Annotated in this window: 13 protein-coding genes and 1 pseudogene; 11 read left to right on the top strand and 3 right to left on the bottom strand. The window is 32.6% G+C overall.

All coding sequences use genetic code 11. From position 1 onward, the window contains the following. Positions 1 to 110: 110 nt before the first annotated feature. The 5 genes from gldK to ACIQ06_RS04830 all read left to right on the top strand — a co-directional run bounded on the left by gldK (position 111) and on the right by ACIQ06_RS04830 (position 5,936). Entirely contained in the window at positions 111 to 1,511 is a 1,401-nt protein-coding gene (gldK, locus tag ACIQ06_RS04850; protein ID WP_345092758.1) for a gliding motility lipoprotein GldK, read from the top strand. A gap of 56 nt (positions 1,512 to 1,567) precedes the next feature. Next, positions 1,568 to 2,215, top strand: coding sequence for a gliding motility protein GldL (gene gldL, locus ACIQ06_RS04845; RefSeq protein WP_396144140.1), 648 nt, complete (start codon positions 1,568 to 1,570; stop codon positions 2,213 to 2,215). Positions 2,216 to 2,269: 54 nt separating this feature from the next. After that, a complete protein-coding gene (gene gldM, locus ACIQ06_RS04840) occupies positions 2,270 to 3,811 on the top strand; it encodes a gliding motility protein GldM (protein WP_396144139.1) in 1,542 nt (513 codons plus the stop codon). Between the two features lie 51 nt (positions 3,812 to 3,862). Further along, positions 3,863 to 4,777, top strand: a complete 915-nt coding sequence (gene gldN, locus ACIQ06_RS04835; protein WP_396144138.1) for a gliding motility protein GldN — start codon at positions 3,863 to 3,865, stop codon at positions 4,775 to 4,777. Between the two features lie 91 nt (positions 4,778 to 4,868). Continuing rightward, entirely contained in the window at positions 4,869 to 5,936 is a 1,068-nt protein-coding gene (locus tag ACIQ06_RS04830) for an NAD(P)/FAD-dependent oxidoreductase (RefSeq protein ID WP_396144137.1), read from the top strand. Here the strand turns inward: ACIQ06_RS04830 and ACIQ06_RS04825 are convergent. Next, entirely contained in the window at positions 5,899 to 6,285 is a 387-nt protein-coding gene (locus ACIQ06_RS04825; protein WP_344815405.1) for a DUF983 domain-containing protein, read from the bottom strand. The two genes, ACIQ06_RS04830 and ACIQ06_RS04825, sit on opposite strands and share 38 nt — an antisense overlap. A gap of 66 nt (positions 6,286 to 6,351) precedes the next feature. On the opposite strand from ACIQ06_RS04825, the gene ACIQ06_RS04820 reads away from it, so the two are divergent. Together ACIQ06_RS04820 and ACIQ06_RS04815 are read left to right on the top strand one after the other, a co-directional pair. Further along, positions 6,352 to 8,259, top strand: a complete 1,908-nt coding sequence (locus ACIQ06_RS04820; protein WP_396144136.1) for an ABC-F family ATP-binding cassette domain-containing protein — start codon at positions 6,352 to 6,354, stop codon at positions 8,257 to 8,259. Between the two features lie 5 nt (positions 8,260 to 8,264). Then, complete coding sequence (locus ACIQ06_RS04815) at positions 8,265 to 8,657, top strand: DUF4345 domain-containing protein (protein ID WP_396144135.1); 393 nt, start codon at positions 8,265 to 8,267, stop codon at positions 8,655 to 8,657. A gap of 187 nt (positions 8,658 to 8,844) precedes the next feature. On the opposite strand, the gene ACIQ06_RS04810 is transcribed toward ACIQ06_RS04815, so the two are convergent. Together ACIQ06_RS04810 and ACIQ06_RS04805 are read right to left on the bottom strand one after the other, a co-directional pair. Further along, complete coding sequence (locus ACIQ06_RS04810) at positions 8,845 to 9,990, bottom strand: 8-amino-7-oxononanoate synthase (RefSeq protein ID WP_396144134.1); 1,146 nt, start codon at positions 9,988 to 9,990, stop codon at positions 8,845 to 8,847. 54 nt (positions 9,991 to 10,044) lie between these two features. After that, on the bottom strand, positions 10,045 to 10,533 hold the full coding sequence (locus ACIQ06_RS04805) for a DUF1761 domain-containing protein (RefSeq protein ID WP_396144133.1): 489 nt from the start codon (positions 10,531 to 10,533) through the stop codon (positions 10,045 to 10,047). 182 nt (positions 10,534 to 10,715) lie between these two features. On the opposite strand from ACIQ06_RS04805, the gene ACIQ06_RS04800 reads away from it, so the two are divergent. The 4 genes and pseudogenes from ACIQ06_RS04800 to ACIQ06_RS04785 form a co-directional block, all read left to right on the top strand. Then, entirely contained in the window at positions 10,716 to 11,570 is an 855-nt protein-coding gene (locus ACIQ06_RS04800) for a leucine-rich repeat domain-containing protein (protein WP_396144132.1), read from the top strand. A gap of 125 nt (positions 11,571 to 11,695) precedes the next feature. Continuing rightward, positions 11,696 to 12,328 carry a response regulator gene (locus ACIQ06_RS04795; protein WP_396144131.1) on the top strand — a complete coding sequence of 211 codons (633 nt, stop codon included), beginning with the start codon at positions 11,696 to 11,698 and terminating at the stop codon, positions 12,326 to 12,328. Next, a complete protein-coding gene (locus ACIQ06_RS04790) occupies positions 12,321 to 12,977 on the top strand; it encodes a response regulator (RefSeq protein WP_396144130.1) in 657 nt (218 codons plus the stop codon). The genes ACIQ06_RS04795 and ACIQ06_RS04790 overlap by 8 nt, the downstream gene beginning before the upstream one ends. A 242-nt stretch (positions 12,978 to 13,219) precedes the next feature. After that, positions 13,220 to 18,914, top strand: a pseudogene (locus ACIQ06_RS04785) (hypothetical protein); the annotation flags it as partial.

The following is an 18,914-nucleotide window of genomic DNA, read 5'->3' as shown; positions in this document are numbered from 1 at the left end:
TATTTTTGGTCAAGAAAATAAAATTTTAAGATATAAATAATTGTTTTTTTCAAAAATAATAGATAGGTTTACGCCCTTAAAATAAGAATACATAATTAACCCAAATTAATATGAAGAAGTTCATTGCATTTGCATCTGTTTTAACACTACTAGTTAGCTGTGGTAAGTCTAACGACAAAGGAGAATTAGTAGGAGTAAAAGGAAAAAAATGGCATCCAGAAAAACCATACGGAATGACTTTAGTTCCAGGTGGTGCTTTTATTATGGGTAAATCAGATGATGATTTAGCTAATGTTCAAGATGCTCCAACTAAAACAGTAACTGTTAGATCATTCTATATGGATGAAACAGAAATAACTAATAGCGAGTACCGTCAATTCGTTGAATGGGTTAAAGACTCTATCATTAGAGTGCGTTTAGCTATTCTTGCTGATGAAGTTGGTCAAAAACCAGGTTCAGGTAAAGGTGGAAAAAATGCAGGTAGCATTGGTGATTTCGCTTTTGCAGATCAAGATCCAGCTAAAATGACTCCATACGATAAGTATATGTATGAGAATTATTATAGCGTAGGAACTACTGATGATCCTTATGCTGGAAGAAGATTAAATAAAAAGACAAAATTAATTACTGATACAAAAAAATATCCAGACGAATATTATGTAGAGGTAATGGATACAATGTATTTGCCAGTTGCTGAATCATTCAATGGTTTAAGAACAATTGATGTTGATAAATTAAAATTCCACTATTCATGGATGGACATCCAAGCAGCAGCTAAAGCTAAAGTTGGAAAAAGAAGTAAATTTATCAAAACTGAAAATACTAAAGTTTATCCTGATACAACAACTTGGATTAAAGATTTCTCTTACTCATATAACGAGCCAATGCATAACGATTATTTTTGGCACCAAGCTTATGGAGATTATCCTGTAGTTGGAGTTAACTGGAAACAAGCAAAAGCATTTTGTGCTTGGAGAACGTTGAACAAAAATATTTACGTTAAAAAGAAAAAAGGAAGAGATTTGATTAACTCATTCCGTTTACCAACAGAAGCAGAATGGGAATATGCTGCTCGTGGTGGTCTTGAATCAGGTAATTATCCTTGGGGAGGTCCTTATACTAAAAATGACAGAGGATGTTTCATGGCTAACTTCAAACCTAATCGTGGAGATTATGCAGCAGACCAGTCGTTATATACTGTAGAAGCTAAATCGTATGAGCCAAATGGATACAACCTTTACAATATGTCAGGAAACGTATCAGAGTGGACAGATTCTTCTTATGATGCATCAGCTTACGAATATGTTTCAACAATGAATCCAAATGTTCCAGATACTTCAAACAAACGTAAAGTTGTTAGAGGAGGTTCTTGGAAAGATGTTGCTTACTTCTTACAAGTAGGAACTAGAGATTTCGAATATCAAGATACTGCTAGAAGCTACATTGGTTTCAGAACAGTTCAAGATTACATGGGAACTCAAACAACCGGAAACGGAAAGATTAAAAGATAAATTGTATTTTAACTAACTTAATTATATTAAACTTAACTAACTAAATTATTATTATTATGGGATTATTATCACCTAAAGTTATGAATTTCGCCTATGGTATGGGTGCAGCAGTTGTAATTGTTGGAGCATTATTTAAAATCGCTCACTTTGAATTAGGACCTTTAACAGGTACTGTGATGTTAACAATTGGATTATTAACAGAAGCATTAATTTTTGCTTTATCTGCATTTGAAACGCCACCAGCAGAATTAGATTGGTCATTAGTTTATCCTGAATTAGCAGGTGGACAAGCACAACCAAAATCAGCTAAAAAAGAAGATCCAAAAGAAGCACAAGGTTTGCTTTCTCAAAAATTAGATAATATGTTGAAAGAAGCTAAAATCGATGGTGAATTGATGGCTAGCTTAGGAAATAGCATTAAAAACTTTGAAGGTGCTGCAAAATCAATTTCTCCAACTGTAGACGCTATGGCTGGTCAAAAGAAATATGCAGAAGAAATGGGTAAAGCTGCTGCTCAAATGGAAGCTTTAAATGGTTTATACCAATCTCAATTACAAAGCGCTGAAAGAAATGCACAAATCAATAACGAAGTTGCTGAAAACAACTTAAAATTAAAAGACCAAATGCAATCATTAACTTCTAACTTATCTACATTAAACAATGTATATGGTGGAATGTTATCTGCAATGAGTAATAAAGGATAATTAGTTTTTTTAACTATATTTTATTAAATTAACAATTAAAACTAATTAGAAAAAATGGCAGGAGGAAAATTAACCCCTAGACAGAAGATGATTAACCTGATGTATCTGGTTTTCATCGCGATGTTGGCAATGAATATGTCAAAAGAAGTCCTTTCGGCCTTCGGTTTGATGAACGAAAAATTTGATGCAGCTAATGCATCTGCTACACAAACTAATGAGCAAATGATGTTAGCTTTAGATACTAAAGCTGCTGAAGCAAAAGGTGAATTTGCTATTGCTGCAGGTACTGCTCATAAAGTTGAAGCGGCTACAAAAAAATTCTACGATTTTGTTGGTACTCTTAAAGCTGAAGTTTTAACAGGTGTTGAAGCTGAAGGAGGAAAGTTACCATATGAATCTATGGATAAAGCAGATAATTTAGATCACAGTTGGTTTACAGGTGACGGTTACACAAAAAGAGGTAATGAAGTTATTGCTGCTATTGAAGCATATAAAGCTGATTTGAATGCAGCTTTAGGTGGAGAAAAAAAATATGCTGCAATCTTGAAAGAGATTACAGGTAAGTTTGATGTAGCTCCAGTTGCTAATAAAGAAGGAGTAAAAATTAAATATTTAGATTATCACTTTAAAGGTTTTCCAGCAATTGCATCTTTAGCTAAATTAACTGCTTGGCAAAATGATGCTAAGAAAGCTGAATCTGATGTTATTAGTGCTGCTTTAGGAAAAGCTGCGGTTCAAGCTGCATCTTACAGTAACTACCAAGCTATTGTTGCACTTGACAAGAATGTATATTTCCAAGGTGAGCCAGTTACTGGTAAAGTTGTTTTAGGTCGTTATGATGAAAACACAAAACCAACTTCTTTCCAAGGTCCTGGAAAACTTGTAAATGGACAAGCTATTATCTCAACTACTGCTGGTGCAGTAGGAGAGCAAAATCTTAGTGGTCAATTTACTTTTGTTGAAGAAGGTAAAACTATTCCATTAAAATTCCAAGGTAAATATGTTGTTGTACCTCGTCCAAATTCAGCTAACATTTCAGCTGATAAAATGAATGTTGTTTACAGAGGTTTACCAAACCCACTTACAATTTCATTTGCAGGTATTGGTGATAACAATGTTTCTGCATCAGCTCCAGGTTTATCGCCTGCAGGTGGAAAAGGGAAATATAATTTAAACCCTGGTTCAGGGACTGAAGTTACTGTTGTTGCTACTGGAAAAATGAATGACGGAAAGACAGTTTCAGACAAAAAAGTATTTAGAATTAAAGGTATTCCTGCTCCTCAAGCCGCAATTGGTGGTAAGGAAGGTTCTCAAAAAGGTTCAAAATCTCGTCTTGAAGTTTCTCAAATTACTGCTGTATTACCGGACTTTTTATATGATTTAAAATTCCAAGTAACTCAGTTTGTATTGAAAGTGCCTGGTCAAGCTTCAATTGTTGTAAATGGTGACAGAGTAAATGCTCAATGTAAAGCAGCATTGGCGAGAGCAAAAGCTGGAGATCAAGTTACAATATCAGATGTTAAAACGAAAATTATTGGTGATGGAGCTGGTATTCAAACAAAAACTGCTGCTCCTGCTATCTTTGAAATACAATAAAAATTTAAGTTTGTCGTTATAAACCTACTTAGATAACTTAGAATAAAAATTATGAAATTGAAAAACTTTTTGTTAGTTGTTTTTAGTGTTGCAGGAACTTATTTTGCCTCTGCTCAATCTAATTTATTGAATGCTAAAACACCAGATGAGATAGGCAAAAAAACGGCTGCTCAATTAGAGTCTGATAATGATAAACCATTACCTTATGGATATGTTCATGACAGAGACGTATTGATGGGGAAAACAACATGGGAAATTATTGATCTTGATGAAAGAATCAATTTTCCTTTGTACTATCCTGTAGATACTGCTTTTGTTGGTAAAGAGAGAAGATCTTTGTTTCAAGTTTTATTGAATGGTATTAAAAGCGGTAAGATAACTGAAGTATATGGAGATGATTATTTTAATTCTAAAAAATCATTGAAAGATATGGAATCTATTTTTAAGTATAGAGACACTACACCTGCTGGAATTGATGAATTTAATACTGATATTGAAGGTTATAAATCTGGTGCTAAAGTTTTAGATAAACAATACATCGAGGAAACTATTCTAGCAGCATCTGATGTTTCAGGATATAAAGTAAAAGGATTTTGGTATTTTGACAAACGTCAAAGTGAGCTAAAATATAGAATGTTAGCAATATGTCCTGTTGCTACTGAAGCAAGAGACAAGGCTAAAGGTAATACAGATACAATTGATTTGTTTTGGGTTTATTTCCCATCAATAAGAGATGTGTTACATGAAGCTAAAGCATTCAATGATAAAAACTCTGCAATGCCTTTAACATTCGACCATTTGTTAAATTCTAGGCGCTTTAGTGGTGTCATTTACAAAGAAGAAAATGTTTATGGTGACAGAACTATTCAAGATTACATGAAAGATAATGCACAAATGCAATTATTAGAATCAGAAAGAGTAAAAGAGAAGATTCGTAATTTTGAGCAAGACATGTGGAACTACTAATATTAGTTTTCAAATAATATAAAACTCTTATCGAAAGATAAGAGTTTTTTTATGTCCATTATTTATCTTTACAATCTCTAAGTAACTTTTTATGTTAGATTATATTATTGTTGGCTCTGGTCTTGCAGGTATTGCTTTTTCTGAAATTGCACTTCAAAATAATAAAACTATTTTGGTTGTAAACAATCAATCTCAAAACTCATCAAGAATTGCTGGAGGATTATATAATCCAGTTATTCTAAAACGTTTTAGTGAGGTTTGGCAAGCAGAAGAGCAATTAGAATTGTTGTACAGTTTTTACGCAAATCTTGAAAAAAAGCTACAAATTAAGTTGGATTATAAGTTACCGCTTTTGCGTAAATTTTACTCTGTAGAGGAACAAAACAATTGGTTCACTGCTTCAGATAAACCCAATCTTTACAAGTTTCTCTCAACTAATTTAATCACCAAGAAATGGGATGCAATTCCTTCACCTTTTAATTTTGGAGAAGTTCTATATTCTGGTTATGTCGATACAAATTTATTAGTTGATTCATACAATCAGTTTCTTATTAACCAAAATGCTTACTCAGAGGATACCTTTGATTATTCAAAGCTAATTATTGAAAATGATTTTGTAGTTTATAAAAATTTGAAATCTAAAAGAATTGTCTTCGCAGAAGGATTTGGAATGCTTTTAAACCCATTTTTTAATAAATTACCATTAGACGGAACTAAAGGCGAACTATTGCTTATTAAAGCGCCTAATTTGAATTTAGATGTAATCATGAAATCCTCTATTTTTGTTCTTCCTATTGGAAATGATTTATATAAGGTTGGAGCTACTTACAATTGGGAAGACAAAACAAATATTCCAACAGAAGCAGCTAAAAAAGAATTAATTGACAATCTGAAAGAATTAATTAAATGCGATTTCGAAGTAATTGAACATTATGCAGGTGTTCGTCCTACTGTTAAGGATAGAAGACCTTTAGTTGGAACACATCCAGTTCATAAAAATCTAAATGTTTTAAACGGATTAGGAACGAGAGGTGTTATGCTAGCGCCAGCTATGGCTACTAGTTTATTCAATCATATAGAAAATCAAATTCCTCTTGATAAAAATATTGATATCTTAAGAATTAAGAATTTTGTCTCCAGTTTTTGTCAAAATGAATAAACATATTGATGTAAATATTTCTAGCTAGTCTTGCAGTAACAGGCATTAAAAGTAAAATTCCTATTCCCAAAGAAATAAAAGAAACCTTTACAGATAATCCTAAAATTAATTTTGTTATCACAAATATTGCTACGCCAATAGCAACTGTTAATCCATAACTTACGTACATTGCGCCATAAAAAAACGAAGGTTCAATTACATATTGAGTTTTGCAATGACTACAAGTTTCATGCATTTTGTATAAAGTATTCAATTTATATGGATTTTTTTCCACATACATACTTTCTTCATGACATTTTGGACAAGTTCCTGTTAAAATACTATTTAATGTGCTTCCTTTTTTTAACATTTGCAAAAATTTTTAGCAAAGGTACAGCTTTGTACTTTTCTTAATGTAACATTTGTCACAAATTATATGCTTAATATTCACAATTTATCGGTTTCTTTTGGTGGTTCATATCTTTTTGAAGAAGTAACTTTTCGCTTAGGTTCAGGCGATAGAGTAGGACTTGTTGGAAAAAATGGAGCTGGAAAATCTACAATGCTCAAGATTTTAGCTGGTGATTTCAAACCTGATTCAGGTCAAATTGCCACTGAAAAAGAAATCAAAATGGGTTTTCTTCGTCAAGATATCGATTTTGAACATGGTAGAACAGTTCTTGAAGAAGCTTACGAAGCATTTACTGAAATCAAGCATGTTGAAAAAAAACTCGAAGAAATCAATCATCTTCTAGTTACAAGAACCGATTATGAAAGTGAGGAATACGGACAAATAATAGAAGATTTATCAGATTATACGCACCGTTTCGAATTACTTGGTGGTTATAATTATGTTGGTGATACAGAAAAAATCCTATTAGGATTAGGATTCAAAAGAGAAGTTTTCAACGACCAAACTGATACTTTTTCTGGCGGTTGGAGAATGCGTATTGAACTTGCAAAATTACTGTTGCAATCCAATGATATTTTACTTCTCGATGAGCCAACCAATCACTTAGATATTGAAAGTATCATCTGGTTAGAGGGTTTCTTAAGAAATTTTCCAGGAGTTGTTGTAATCGTTTCTCACGATAAAATGTTTTTAGATAATGTAACCAATAGAACTATCGAAATTTCTTTAGGAAAAGCATACGATTTCAACAAACCTTATTCTGAATATTTAGAATTGCGTCATGAAATTCGTGAAAAACAATTGGCAACTCAAAAAAATCAAGCCAAAAAAATTGAAGAAACAGAGAAACTAATCGAGAAGTTTCGTGCCAAAGCATCCAAAGCTTCGATGGCGCAATCATTGATTAAAAAGCTCGATAAAGTAGAGCGTATTGAAGTTGATGAAGACGATAATTCGGTTATGAATATTTCATTTCCAGTTTCAAAAGTTCCTGGAAAAGTTGTGATTGAAGCCGAAGATGTTACCAAAGCTTATGGTGATAAAGTCATTCTAAAAGACATCTCTTTATTAGTAGAAAGAGGAAGTAAAATTGCCTTTGTTGGTCAAAATGGTCAAGGAAAATCTACTTTTATTAAAGCTATTGTAAACGAATTTGAATATCAAGGTGAAATCAAACTAGGTCATAACGTTCAAGTAGGTTATTTTGCTCAAAATCAAGCCGAATATCTTGATGGCGAAATCACTCTTTTACAAACTATGGAAGATGCTGCAACCGATACCAATCGTTCTAAAGTTAGAGATATGTTGGGTTCGTTCTTATTTCGAGGTGATGATGTTGAAAAGAAAGTAAAAGTGCTTTCAGGAGGCGAGCGTAACCGATTGGCTTTGTGTAAATTATTGCTTCAACCAATCAATGTTTTGGTAATGGATGAGCCTACAAATCACTTAGATATTAAGTCTAAAAACGTACTAAAAGCAGCACTTCAAAAATATGAAGGAACACTATTATTAGTTTCTCACGATAGAGATTTCTTGCAAGGAATGTCAAACATCGTTTACGAGTTTAAAGACCAAAAAATCAAAGAATATCTTGGCGATATCAACTTTTTCTTAGAGCAACGTAACATGGAAAACATGCGTGAAGTAGAGAAAAAAGATGTAGCTAAAAAAGAAGCTCCAAAAGAAAATAGCAAAGCTTCTTATGAAGATCAAAAGAAAAACAAGTCACTTCAAAATCGTCTCAGCAAAATAGAAAGTCAAATTCAACAATTAGAAAAAGACATTCAAAATGATGATAAAGCTTTAGCTTCTAATTATGACAAACACCTTGAAGACGCTAATTTTTTCATAGCATACAACAAGAAAAAAGCCGAATTAGATAAATTACTAGAAGATTGGGAAGTTGTACAAGGAGAAATTGATAGTTTATAAATCTCATGAACAAATTTGTAAAACCAATAAATCTGCATTTAACGATTTCAATTTTTATTGTAGTGACTGTTGCATTTGTGTATGGATTTAATCCCGATTTATGGTTTGATGTAAAAGTACTTACCATTGACGAGTTTAATATTTACAAGGCAATTATGGGAGTTTACATTGCTTTTTCATCCATATGGTTTGTCGGAATTATGAAGGAAAAATTCTGGCAAACGGCAACAATTTCAAACTTTCTATTCATGTTTGGCTTAGCTTTCGGAAGAATAGTAAGCATTATTTTCGACGGAATTCCATCAACAATATTTTTATTAGGAACCGTTGGTGAATTAACACTAGGGTTTTACGCTTTTTATCAATTAAAAAAATCAAAAGTACAAGTAGGTTTTTAAGAAGCTAATCCTGCTTTCCATTATAAGTTTTCATCAACAATCCTTTTTTTGTAAGCACTAAAAAGAGCTTCCGTTGGTCGCTTTTTTAGCACAACAAAAAATAGCATTCTTCAATGAAAAGCTTTTCATTTCCATCAGGGCTAAAGGAATTTTGCAAAATTCATAATTCATAATTTTTAATTCATAATTACTTAAACGGATGTCTCATTTGCCATTCCGCTTCAGGTTCTAATTTCTTAAAAATATATTCTATGTATTTGTTTATCAGTTTATTATTATGATAAATAAAACCCGACATATTTACAGGAATTGCACCAATAGAACTCTTTATTTCTAAAGCCGTTCTTCCAAATATTATTTTTTCAAAACCATTTTCAATGCCATATTCCGTCATGTTGTAAAGCATATTCAAATACAACATATTTTCTTTTTGAACTTGCGAATCATAACCTAAAAAGTAGGTTTCTAAAACGCTTCCATTAGAAAGAATTGTGTGAAATCCAACCAATTTATCATTTAAAAAATAACCAAATATCAAAAAGTGATTTTGGCATTGTTTCTTCATTGTAGAAAAATGATTTTTTGCCAAAAAGAAGGTGTTGAAAGGTGCATTTTTGGCTACATAATGATACAAATCATAAATAGTTTCTTCATGTAAAATTACTTCTTCAAATGTCAATTCTTTTACAAAAATTCCGTCAAATTTCTTGTGAGCTCGTTTGTATTGATCGCGGTATTTTTTAGAAAATGAAGCAATATAATCTTCTTTGTTTTTCCATTTTTTGTCCAAATAGAAAATCATATTGGGTTGCGTATTAAACTCGTATGTATTAGACAGACTAAATTTTTTCAATTCAACTGAGCAATGTTCATAGAAATCTTTAAATGAAACCAAATGAATTTTAATCTTTTTATTCTTGAAATAAGTAGTAATCTCTTTAGCAGTTTCCATTAAAATTTCACTGATGTGCTTAAAATCGATTTTTTTAGAAAAAGCATAACCATTTTGACCAGTAATCATATTATTTCCAAGAAATAAAGTATGTGATGCAAAGTTTTTAAAAATAAAATTTCTAATAAATGTCTTAAAACATTTATCTCGTTCTCCAAAAGATTCTAACTTATTCAAGTCTAAATATTGTGCTAATGAAACACCAATAAGTTCTTGATTTTCAAATATTCCAATATAAAAACATTGCATATTCGTTGGAGCTGATTTTTCTAAAACTTCTAAGTAATGTGTTTGTAAAAAAACATTAGATACAGCCACATCATCCCAGTTATTTGGGAGCTCTTTAATGTGGTTATATATTTTAAAAGTAAGTCCTTTCACAATAAAAAATCGCTCCACAAAAGTAGAGCGATTCGATTATAATTAAATGTTAAATTATTTCCAGCCGCAGATGATTGCTCCCATTATAGTCATTATAATGGTCCAATATCCTGCTGTAATAGCAATGTATTTCCATGATTTTTGCTCAAAAAGACTATTAATGGCAATTATCGGAAGTCCTAAAAATAATCCCGACATAAATCCATGTAATGCTCCATGTTTAAAAGTTCTAAAATTGTCACCATAATCAGCCATAAAAGCAGCATATGAAGGTTTTGCTGTTGCTATAAAATCAGGACCTCCAATCATACCTAATGCGCCAAATTGATGAACCACAAGTGCAGACATTATAAATGCAAGCATCAATGAATAAACAAATGTCAATCCAAAAATCTTCAACATATTTCCTTTTTGGGCTTTTTCTTCGGTCATTCCTGTTTCGTTCATCCAAACGGTTCCAAAAACTTTAGGGTTGTACCAAACAAAACCCACAACTAAACTAGAAAATGCAGAAACTAAAATTGCATAAAAATTAAATTCCATAATTAATATATTTATTGGTTAGTATAACAAATATATAAAAAATATTAAATGCACAAATATTTTATTTGTAAGATAATATTGTCAAATAGAATATAAAATTTAAAAAATAATGCATTTCATCGATTTTATTTGCGTATAAACGATAAATGTAATTGTTTTACATCTCAATAAAACAAACCATCATGAAAGCAACAATTACACTTTTAGTCACTTTATTCTTTTCAGCGACTATGTTTGCAGAAGTTTCTATACTTGAAAAAAATGCTTTAGTTAGCCTAAATAAAGCAACTAATGGAGAACAATGGATTACAAAATGGAATCTTAATAATCCTGTAAATACATGGTTTGGTGTTAAAGTGATTAACGATAAAGTTGTTGCAATTGATTTATCAAACAATAATTTGTCTGGTAAATTGCCAAATGAATTATCAAATTTGAAATCTTTGCAAACATTAAACTTGTTCAAAAATAATATTGAAGGTTCTATTCCAACGAGTTTAGGTGAATTAAAATCACTTCAAGTTCTTGACATTTCTTTTAATAAACTGTCAGGTTCATTGCCGTCAGAATTGACTAAAGTAGTTTCATTAAAAGAGATTCATTTGTTTATGAATAGCTTAACTGGAGAATTACCAAGTACAATTGGTTCTTTAACAAATTTGCAAGTTTTGGCTTTATACAATAATGACTTTTCAGGTAATTTGCCAGAATCATTGTATAACATGAAATCACTTAGGGTTCTTCAACTGAATAGTAATAAATTTTCTGGTGAGTTAAGTAGTTTAGTTTCTAACCTAGTTGCTTTAGAAAGTTTAAGTCTTTTTGATAATAAAATGAATGGTCAAGTGCCACTAAATTTAGAAAAATTATCTAATTTGACAGAAATGAATATTTCTTATAATAATTTTAATGGACTAGTGTCCAGAAAATTGGCTAAGAAAGATATGTTGAGTTTAACAATGGTAGATCAATATGGTGTAGCTTCTACTTTAAAAGTTGAAATGGATAAAGATAAAGCTGTAGCTTCAGAAGAATAAGAATAAAAGTATTTTTATATAATTAAAACCTTAGTGAATATTCATTGAGGTTTTTTTTGTTTACTTAAAATTTCTATATTTGAATCCATATTGTTTTATTATATCATAAAAAAAAGAGTTTTATTATGAATTTAGGAATGAGTATTTTATTGGTGGATGATCATTTAGTTGTGAGAAAAGGAGTAGAACTTGTCTTGTTAAGTACTTTTCCAAAAGCACATGTTTATAGTGCTGAAAATTATGATGATGCCCTTGATATAATGAAAACCGTTAAGTTGGATTTAGTAATATTAGATATAAACATTAATGGTGTTGAAAACATTAAAATAATGAATTCCATCAAAGAAATTCAGAGTAAGGTTAAAATTTTAATATTTTCATCTCATGAAGAAAAACATTACGGAACAAGATATATTCAAAATGGAGCAGATGGTTATTTAAATAAATTTTGTACTGAGGATAAAATTATTAAAGCAGTACAACAAATTTTAGACAAAGGGTTTTATTTCAGTGATTTGGTTAAAGATAAACTAAATTCAAAAACCAAAAAGAAGTCTGGTTTAAATGCTATTGATAGTTTGTCAAATAGAGAATTCGAAATAGCTAAACTTCTTATTTCGGGTGAAGGTAATCTTGAAATTTCAAATAAATTAAATATTCAAATGTCAACTGTTAGTACTTACAAAAATAGGATTTTTGAAAAATTGAATATTACTAATGTTGTTTCACTTTCGGAATTGTTTAAAGAATATGAATAAAAAAGAGAACAATGTAAATGCAAATTTAAATATTTTGCTAGTTGATGATCATTTTGTGGTTAGAAAAGGTATTGAGTTAATAATTAATTCAACTTTTCCAAACGCAGTTATTCATAATGCTGAAAATTATGATGAAGCTACAGAAATTGTAAAAACAATAAACATTGATTTAATAGTTTTGGATATCATAATTAATGGTATCGAAAATATTAAAATAATGAAAGAATTGAAGAGCATACAAAGCACCACAAAAATTCTTATTTTCTCATGCTATGAGGAGGAAAACTATGGATTGCGATACATTAAAAATGGTGCTGATGGATATCTTCATAAATATTGTTCAGAAACAAAAATAGTTGATGCAATCAATGAGGTTTTAAGTATCGGCCATTTTTATAGTGATGATATCAAAAATAAACTAGATAATAAATCTAAAAGAAAACCAGTTTCAAATCCTATTGACACTCTTTCAAATAGAGAGTTTGAAATTGCAAAAATGCTAGTTGATGGCAGCGGTAATCTTGAAATCGCCAATAAGTTAAAAATTCAAATGTCGACAGTTAGCACTTACAAAAATAGAGTGTTTGAAAAGTTAGATATAAGTAATATTATAGCTCTTTCTACTTTCTTTAGAAATAATATTAATTAAGATTTAAATATTTTAGTTATTTTCCGTAAGTTTTTGTTTTCTAATCCCTTGTATTTATTGGCTTCAGATAATGTAGTCTTTATTCTACAAAAAAAGTTAATATTATAGTAACAATATTTAACATTTTTTAACTAATTTCGCACAAAAATTTTGCGCTTTTAACAGAGTGTAATTTTTTGTGTGTGTAATTGAAATACAAGTTTTTAACCAAATCATACCTAAGTATGCGAAATTTTACTTTTATGAAAACAAGTGGTAAGAGTTTACTTCTTGTTTTGTTTTTTGCTTTACTGTCTTTAAATGTTTTTGCGGAAGGTACACCTACTGTAGCTCCAAATGCAGCAAACATTACGGCGCTTTTGAGTGCTCCAGATTTGAATTCTGGACCATACTTCAATGCTCCTGAAGACAATCGTGTAAAGTTTACTATTACTAACAATGCTACCCAAAATCTTTATTTTGGATTTGATTGGAGGCAATATGCTGTAGGAAGTCCTCCGAGGCTAACAGATATTTATTGGAGAATTAGACGTTCGTCAGATTTAGCTGTTGTTGTTGGTCCTACATTATGGGATTCAACTTTAGGTTCTGCAGGTAGTATAGATACTCATGCTCAAGCTTTGGCAGGACCAAACATTGCAGGTTCTGTACCTACTGGTTACAATCCAATTATTTTTGATCCAACTCAAGACGGTGAATATTTCATTGAAATATACAGAAGTAGCGATGGTGGTGTAACCGGAAGATCTACAGCGGCAGATAGAGCTGTGGGTGCGTTATTCGACTTAACAGTTGCAAATAATTTTGCTCCTTATACCAAGTTTAATGGTAGAGTAAATTCTGATAAATGGGGTTTTGTTGCTGTTTCAAATACCTATGGAAATTTAGTTACAGCTAATGCAGAACCTGTTCTTTATGGTTATACAAACGACCAAACAATTGTAAGATTAGATTTTGAAACAGGTTTTCAGCCAATTGCATTTAATGTGGCTCTTAATAGTTACGGAACAACTAATGTTGGTTCATGGTTAACTACAAGACGATCAAGAAATGATGCTGTTGCTCCTGGGTTAAATAATGGTTATAGGGTTTTCTTAAATGTTCCTGATGCAGCGTTATATCCTGTTGGAGCAATCCCTTCAAATCCTACGTTTTTATCACCAGCAGTAACAGGTTGTGGACCTTATTTAATAAATTATAGTGTGTCACAACCAGGTGACGTTAAATTATTACTTGATTTAAATGGTGTTCCAGGTTTTCAGAACGCAACTGCCGATAGAATTTTAGAGGCGCTTGATGTTCTTGCAGGAAATAATACAATATCTTGGGACGGACTAAATGGTTTAGGTGTCGCTGTTCCATCTGGAACTAACCTTAACCTAGCACTTACGTTTCTTAAAGGAAGGTTCAATTTACCTTTATATGATGCTGAGTTAAATAGAAATGGAATCAGAATTGGTATTACTGCACCTATTCCAATAGCCAATGCTCAAATGTTTTGGGATGATTCTGCACTAACTAATGTTGGTACTGATTGTACTGTACAAACAAATAATCAAACTGGAACAGGAATAAATAACTCTATTTTAGGGACAACTTCACCTGCTCACGCGTGGAGTGGAGATGGAAATTTAGCTCAAACAATTCCAGCTCCTATTGTTGCTGGTAATGATACGGATGGAAATCAATGTACTGATTTTGGTAACGTTAGAACAATTAATACTTGGGGTTGGGGATACACTTCATCTGCAACTAATTTAAATATTGTTTTAGGATGTGCTGACCTAGGTGTTAATAAGATTGTAAGTAATGCTACACCAACTGTGGGAAGTAATGTTACTTTTACAATCACTGCTTCAAATGCTGGTCCAGCGCAAAGTCCTAATACGATTGTTAATGACTTATTATCAGCGTCATGTTATACTTTTGTTAGTGCAACACCTTCTGTTGGTACCTACAATAGTGCGACTGGTGTATGGTCTATTGGAACTTTAGCTAGTGGAGCAAATGCTACTTTATCAATTGTTGCAACAGTTATAAGTCAAACAGGATGTGGTAACACAGCTACTATAACAGGTGATCAAGAAGATCCGACACCTGCAAATAATACTTCAACTGTAACGCCAACTCCAGTATTAGATACAGATGGTGATGGTGTAGCTGATTTAAATGATTTAGATGACGATAATGATGGTGTTTTAGATACTGTTGAAAACAATTGTGCTCCAAGCTCACTTGCTATAAACACACCTAACTATCCTATCAATACTGATTTTTCAGGAACATCTCCATTAACAGGTTTGGGTGTTTATAGTGTAGCAAATTTTAATTTTGCTTATGCTTTGCAAGGTACAGCTACATGGGGAACTGGAGTTAGATTGTTAAATACAGGAGGATTGTTGCCAGATGGTATACATTTAAATGTACAAGCCAATAATACTAATTTTACAAACGGAAATACAGCAGACTATACTTTAAATTTTAACACTCCAGTTACTAACCTTTCTTTTAAATGGGGTGGTTTAGACAATGCTGATGTTACAAGTTTTGAAGCATTTAATGGTGGTATTCCTGTGCCAGTTGTTGCAACTAATATTACTAATGTAAATATTACACCTGCTAACTTTGCTTATCTTTCTCCAAATACAGTTGTAAGTACTAATGGTGGTGCAAATGCACCATCGAATTCAGTTCGTTTTTCAATAGCTGGTCCTGTAGATAGAATTGTACTGAAAAGTGGTAAAAATGGTACCGGAGCAGCAAGTGTTACATTACAATTATATGAATTAACTTATTGTTTGCCTTTAGATACAGATAATGATGGAATTCCAAACAGTTTAGACTTAGATTCAGACAATGATGGATGTTCCGATGCAAATGAATATTACAATTCAGCTTCAGCTGATGGTAATGATAATGCTACTTATGGGGTTGGAACTCCTGCTGTTAATCCTGATGGAACTGTAACAGCAGCTTCTTATACTGGTTCTTATGCAAATGCAATTAATAATAGTGTAACTACAGCTTGTACAATTGATGCAGTAAATGACCCTTCAGTAACATTCGTTTCAGGAGTTACTCCTATTATAGCTTTAAATGTTTTAGGAAATGATACTTTAAGTGGTGTTGCGGTTACTACTACCAATACTAATGTAACACCTTCTTCAAATGGTCCTTTAAGTATTAATGCTAGTGGTGATGTTACTTTAGCAGCAAATACTCTGCCAGGAACTTACACTATAACTTATCAATTATGTGAAGCTGATCCAATTTCTGGATTAAATGTAGTTCCAGCTAATTGTGATACCGCTACAGCAACAGTTTTAGTTGTTTCTATTGATGCAATTAATGATACACCAACACCAATTAATGGTACGCCAGGCGGAACAACGCCAAGTGTACTAGCTAATGATACATTAAATGGATTACCATTAAATCCAACTGATGCAACATTAACACCAGTAAGTGTACCAGCAGGATTAACTTTAAATGCAGATGGTACTATTACCGTTGCACCAGGAACATCGGCAGGAACTTATCCAGTAACCTATACAATTTGTCAAGTTGCTAATCCAGCAGTTTGTGACACGGCTACATCTAGTGTTGTTGTTACAACAATTGATGCAGTAAATGACACTCCATCAGTAGTAAATGGTACAACAGGAGCAACGGTTCCAACTGTATTTACAAATGATACTTTAAACGGAGTTGCGTTTGTACCAACAGATGTTACTTTAACTTCACTACCATTACCAGCTGGTTTAACATTAAATACAAACGGCACTATTACCGTTGCACCAGGAACAGCATCAGGAACTTATCCAGTAACTTACACCATTTGTCAAGTTGCTAATCCAACAGTTTGTGATACAGCAGTGACTACAATTGTAGTTGCAACTATTGATGCAATAAACGATACACCAACGCCAATAAATGGAACACCAGGCGGAACAACGTCAAGTGTACTAGCTAATGATACATTAAATGGATTACCATTAAATCCAACTGATGCAACATTAACACCAACAAGTGTACCAGCAGGACTTACATTAAATCCTGACGGAACAATAACTGTTGCGCCAGGAACAGCAGCAGGAACTTATCCAGTTGTTTATCAAATTTGTCAAGTTGCTCATCCAACAATATGTGATACCGCTACAGCTAGTGTTGTAGTAACAACAATTGATGCGGTAAATGATACACCTTCAGTTGTAAATGGTACAATAGGAGCAACAGTTCCAACAATATTTACAAATGATACTTTAAATGGAGTTGCTTTTGTACCAACAGATGTTACTTTAACTTCATTACCATTACCAGCAGGACTTACATTAAATCCTGACGGAACAATAACTGTTGCACCAGGAACAGCAGCAGGTACTTATCCGGTAACTTATACAATTTGTCAAGTTGCTAATCCAACAGTTTGCGATACAGCAGTTACTACAATTGTAGTTGCGACTATTGATGCAATTAATGATTCTTCTACACCGATTAATGGAACACCAGGTGGAAGCACACCAAGTGTTTTAGCTAATGATACATTAAATGGTTCGCCATTAAACCCGACAGATGCAACATTAACACCAACAAGTGTTCCAGCAGGATTGACTTTAAATGCAGATGGAACAATAACTGTTGCACCAGGAACAGCAGCAGGAACTTATCCAGTTGTTTATCAAATTTGTCAAGTTGCTAATCCGTCAATATGTGATACCGCTACAGCTAGTGTTGTAGTAACAACAATTGATGCGGTAAATGATACGCCATCAGTTGTAAATGGTACAACAGGAGCAACAGTTCCAACAATATTTACAAATGATACTTTAAATGGAGTTGCTTTTGTACCAACAGATGTTATTTTAACTTCATTACCATTAGCAGCTGGTTTAACCTTGAATGCAGATGGTACTATTACTGTTGCACCAGGAACAGCAGCAGGAACTTATCCAGTTACCTATACCATTTGTCAAGTTGCTAATCCAACAGTTTGCGATACAGCAGTGACTACAATTGTAGTTGCGACTATTGATGCAATAAATGATTCTTCTACACCGATTAATGGAACACCAGGCGGAAGCACACCAAGCGTTTTAGCTAATGATACTTTAGATGGTTCACCATTAAACCCAACAGATGCAACCTTAACACCAACAAGTGTACCAGCAGGACTTACATTAAATCCTGACGGAACAATAACTGTTGCACCAGGAACAGCAGCAGGAACTTATCCAGTTGTTTATCAAATTTGTCAAGTTGCTCATCCAACAATATGTGATACAGCTACAGCTAGTGTTGTAGTAACAACAATTGATGCGGTAAACGACACACCAACACCAATTAATGGAACACCAGGCGGAAGCACACCAAGTGTATTAGCAAATGATACTTTAAATGGTTCACCATTAAATCCAACAGATGTTACTTTAACACCAACAGGTGTACCAGCTGGATTAACATTAAATCCTGATGGAACAATAACTGTTGATCCAAACACACCAGCAGGAACTTATCCAGTAGTTTACCAAATCTGTCAAGTTGCTAATCCAACAGTTTGTGATACTGCTACAGCAAATGTTGTAGTGACAACAATTGATGCAGTAAATGACACTCCATCAGTCGTAAATGGTACAACAGGAGCAACAGTTCCAACAATATTTACTAATGATACTTTAGACGGAGTTGCATTTGTACCAACAGATGTTACCTTAACTTCATTACCATTAGCAGCAGGATTAACCTTGAATGCAGATGGTACTATTACTGTTGCACCAGGAACTGCAGCTGGAACTTATCCAGTTACTTATACAATTTGTCAAGTTGCTAATCCAACAGTTTGCGATACAGCAGTTACTACAATTGTAGTTGCTACTATTGATGCAATAAATGATGCTTCTACACCGATTAATGGTACACCAGGCGGAAGCACACCAAGTG

Origin of the sequence: Flavobacterium sp., assembly GCF_044341265.1 — a bacterium.
Taxonomy (GTDB): Bacteria; Bacteroidota; Bacteroidia; order Flavobacteriales; family Flavobacteriaceae; genus Flavobacterium.
Note: the sequence above shows the minus strand (reverse complement) of the source record. Positions and strands in the feature narration are given on the sequence as shown.

Bases quoted from the DNA above. Each gene is read 5' to 3' on its own strand.
- ACIQ06_RS04795 (WP_396144131.1), top strand. From the start codon at position 11,696: ATGAATTTAGGAATGAGTATTTTATTGGTGGATGATCATTTAGTTGTG.
- gldL (WP_396144140.1), top strand. From the start codon at position 1,568: ATGGGATTATTATCACCTAAAGTTATGAATTTCGCCTATGGTATGGGT.
- ACIQ06_RS04805 (WP_396144133.1), bottom strand. From the start codon at position 10,533: ATGGAATTTAATTTTTATGCAATTTTAGTTTCTGCATTTTCTAGTTTA.
- ACIQ06_RS04825 (WP_344815405.1), bottom strand. From the start codon at position 6,285: ATGTTAAAAAAAGGAAGCACATTAAATAGTATTTTAACAGGAACTTGT.
- gldN (WP_396144138.1), top strand. From the start codon at position 3,863: ATGAAATTGAAAAACTTTTTGTTAGTTGTTTTTAGTGTTGCAGGAACT.
- ACIQ06_RS04815 (WP_396144135.1), top strand. From the start codon at position 8,265: ATGAACAAATTTGTAAAACCAATAAATCTGCATTTAACGATTTCAATT.
- gldK (WP_345092758.1), top strand. From the start codon at position 111: ATGAAGAAGTTCATTGCATTTGCATCTGTTTTAACACTACTAGTTAGC.
- gldM (WP_396144139.1), top strand. From the start codon at position 2,270: ATGGCAGGAGGAAAATTAACCCCTAGACAGAAGATGATTAACCTGATG.
- ACIQ06_RS04830 (WP_396144137.1), top strand. From the start codon at position 4,869: ATGTTAGATTATATTATTGTTGGCTCTGGTCTTGCAGGTATTGCTTTT.
- ACIQ06_RS04790 (WP_396144130.1), top strand. From the start codon at position 12,321: ATGAATAAAAAAGAGAACAATGTAAATGCAAATTTAAATATTTTGCTA.
- ACIQ06_RS04820 (WP_396144136.1), top strand. From the start codon at position 6,352: ATGCTTAATATTCACAATTTATCGGTTTCTTTTGGTGGTTCATATCTT.
- ACIQ06_RS04800 (WP_396144132.1), top strand. From the start codon at position 10,716: ATGAAAGCAACAATTACACTTTTAGTCACTTTATTCTTTTCAGCGACT.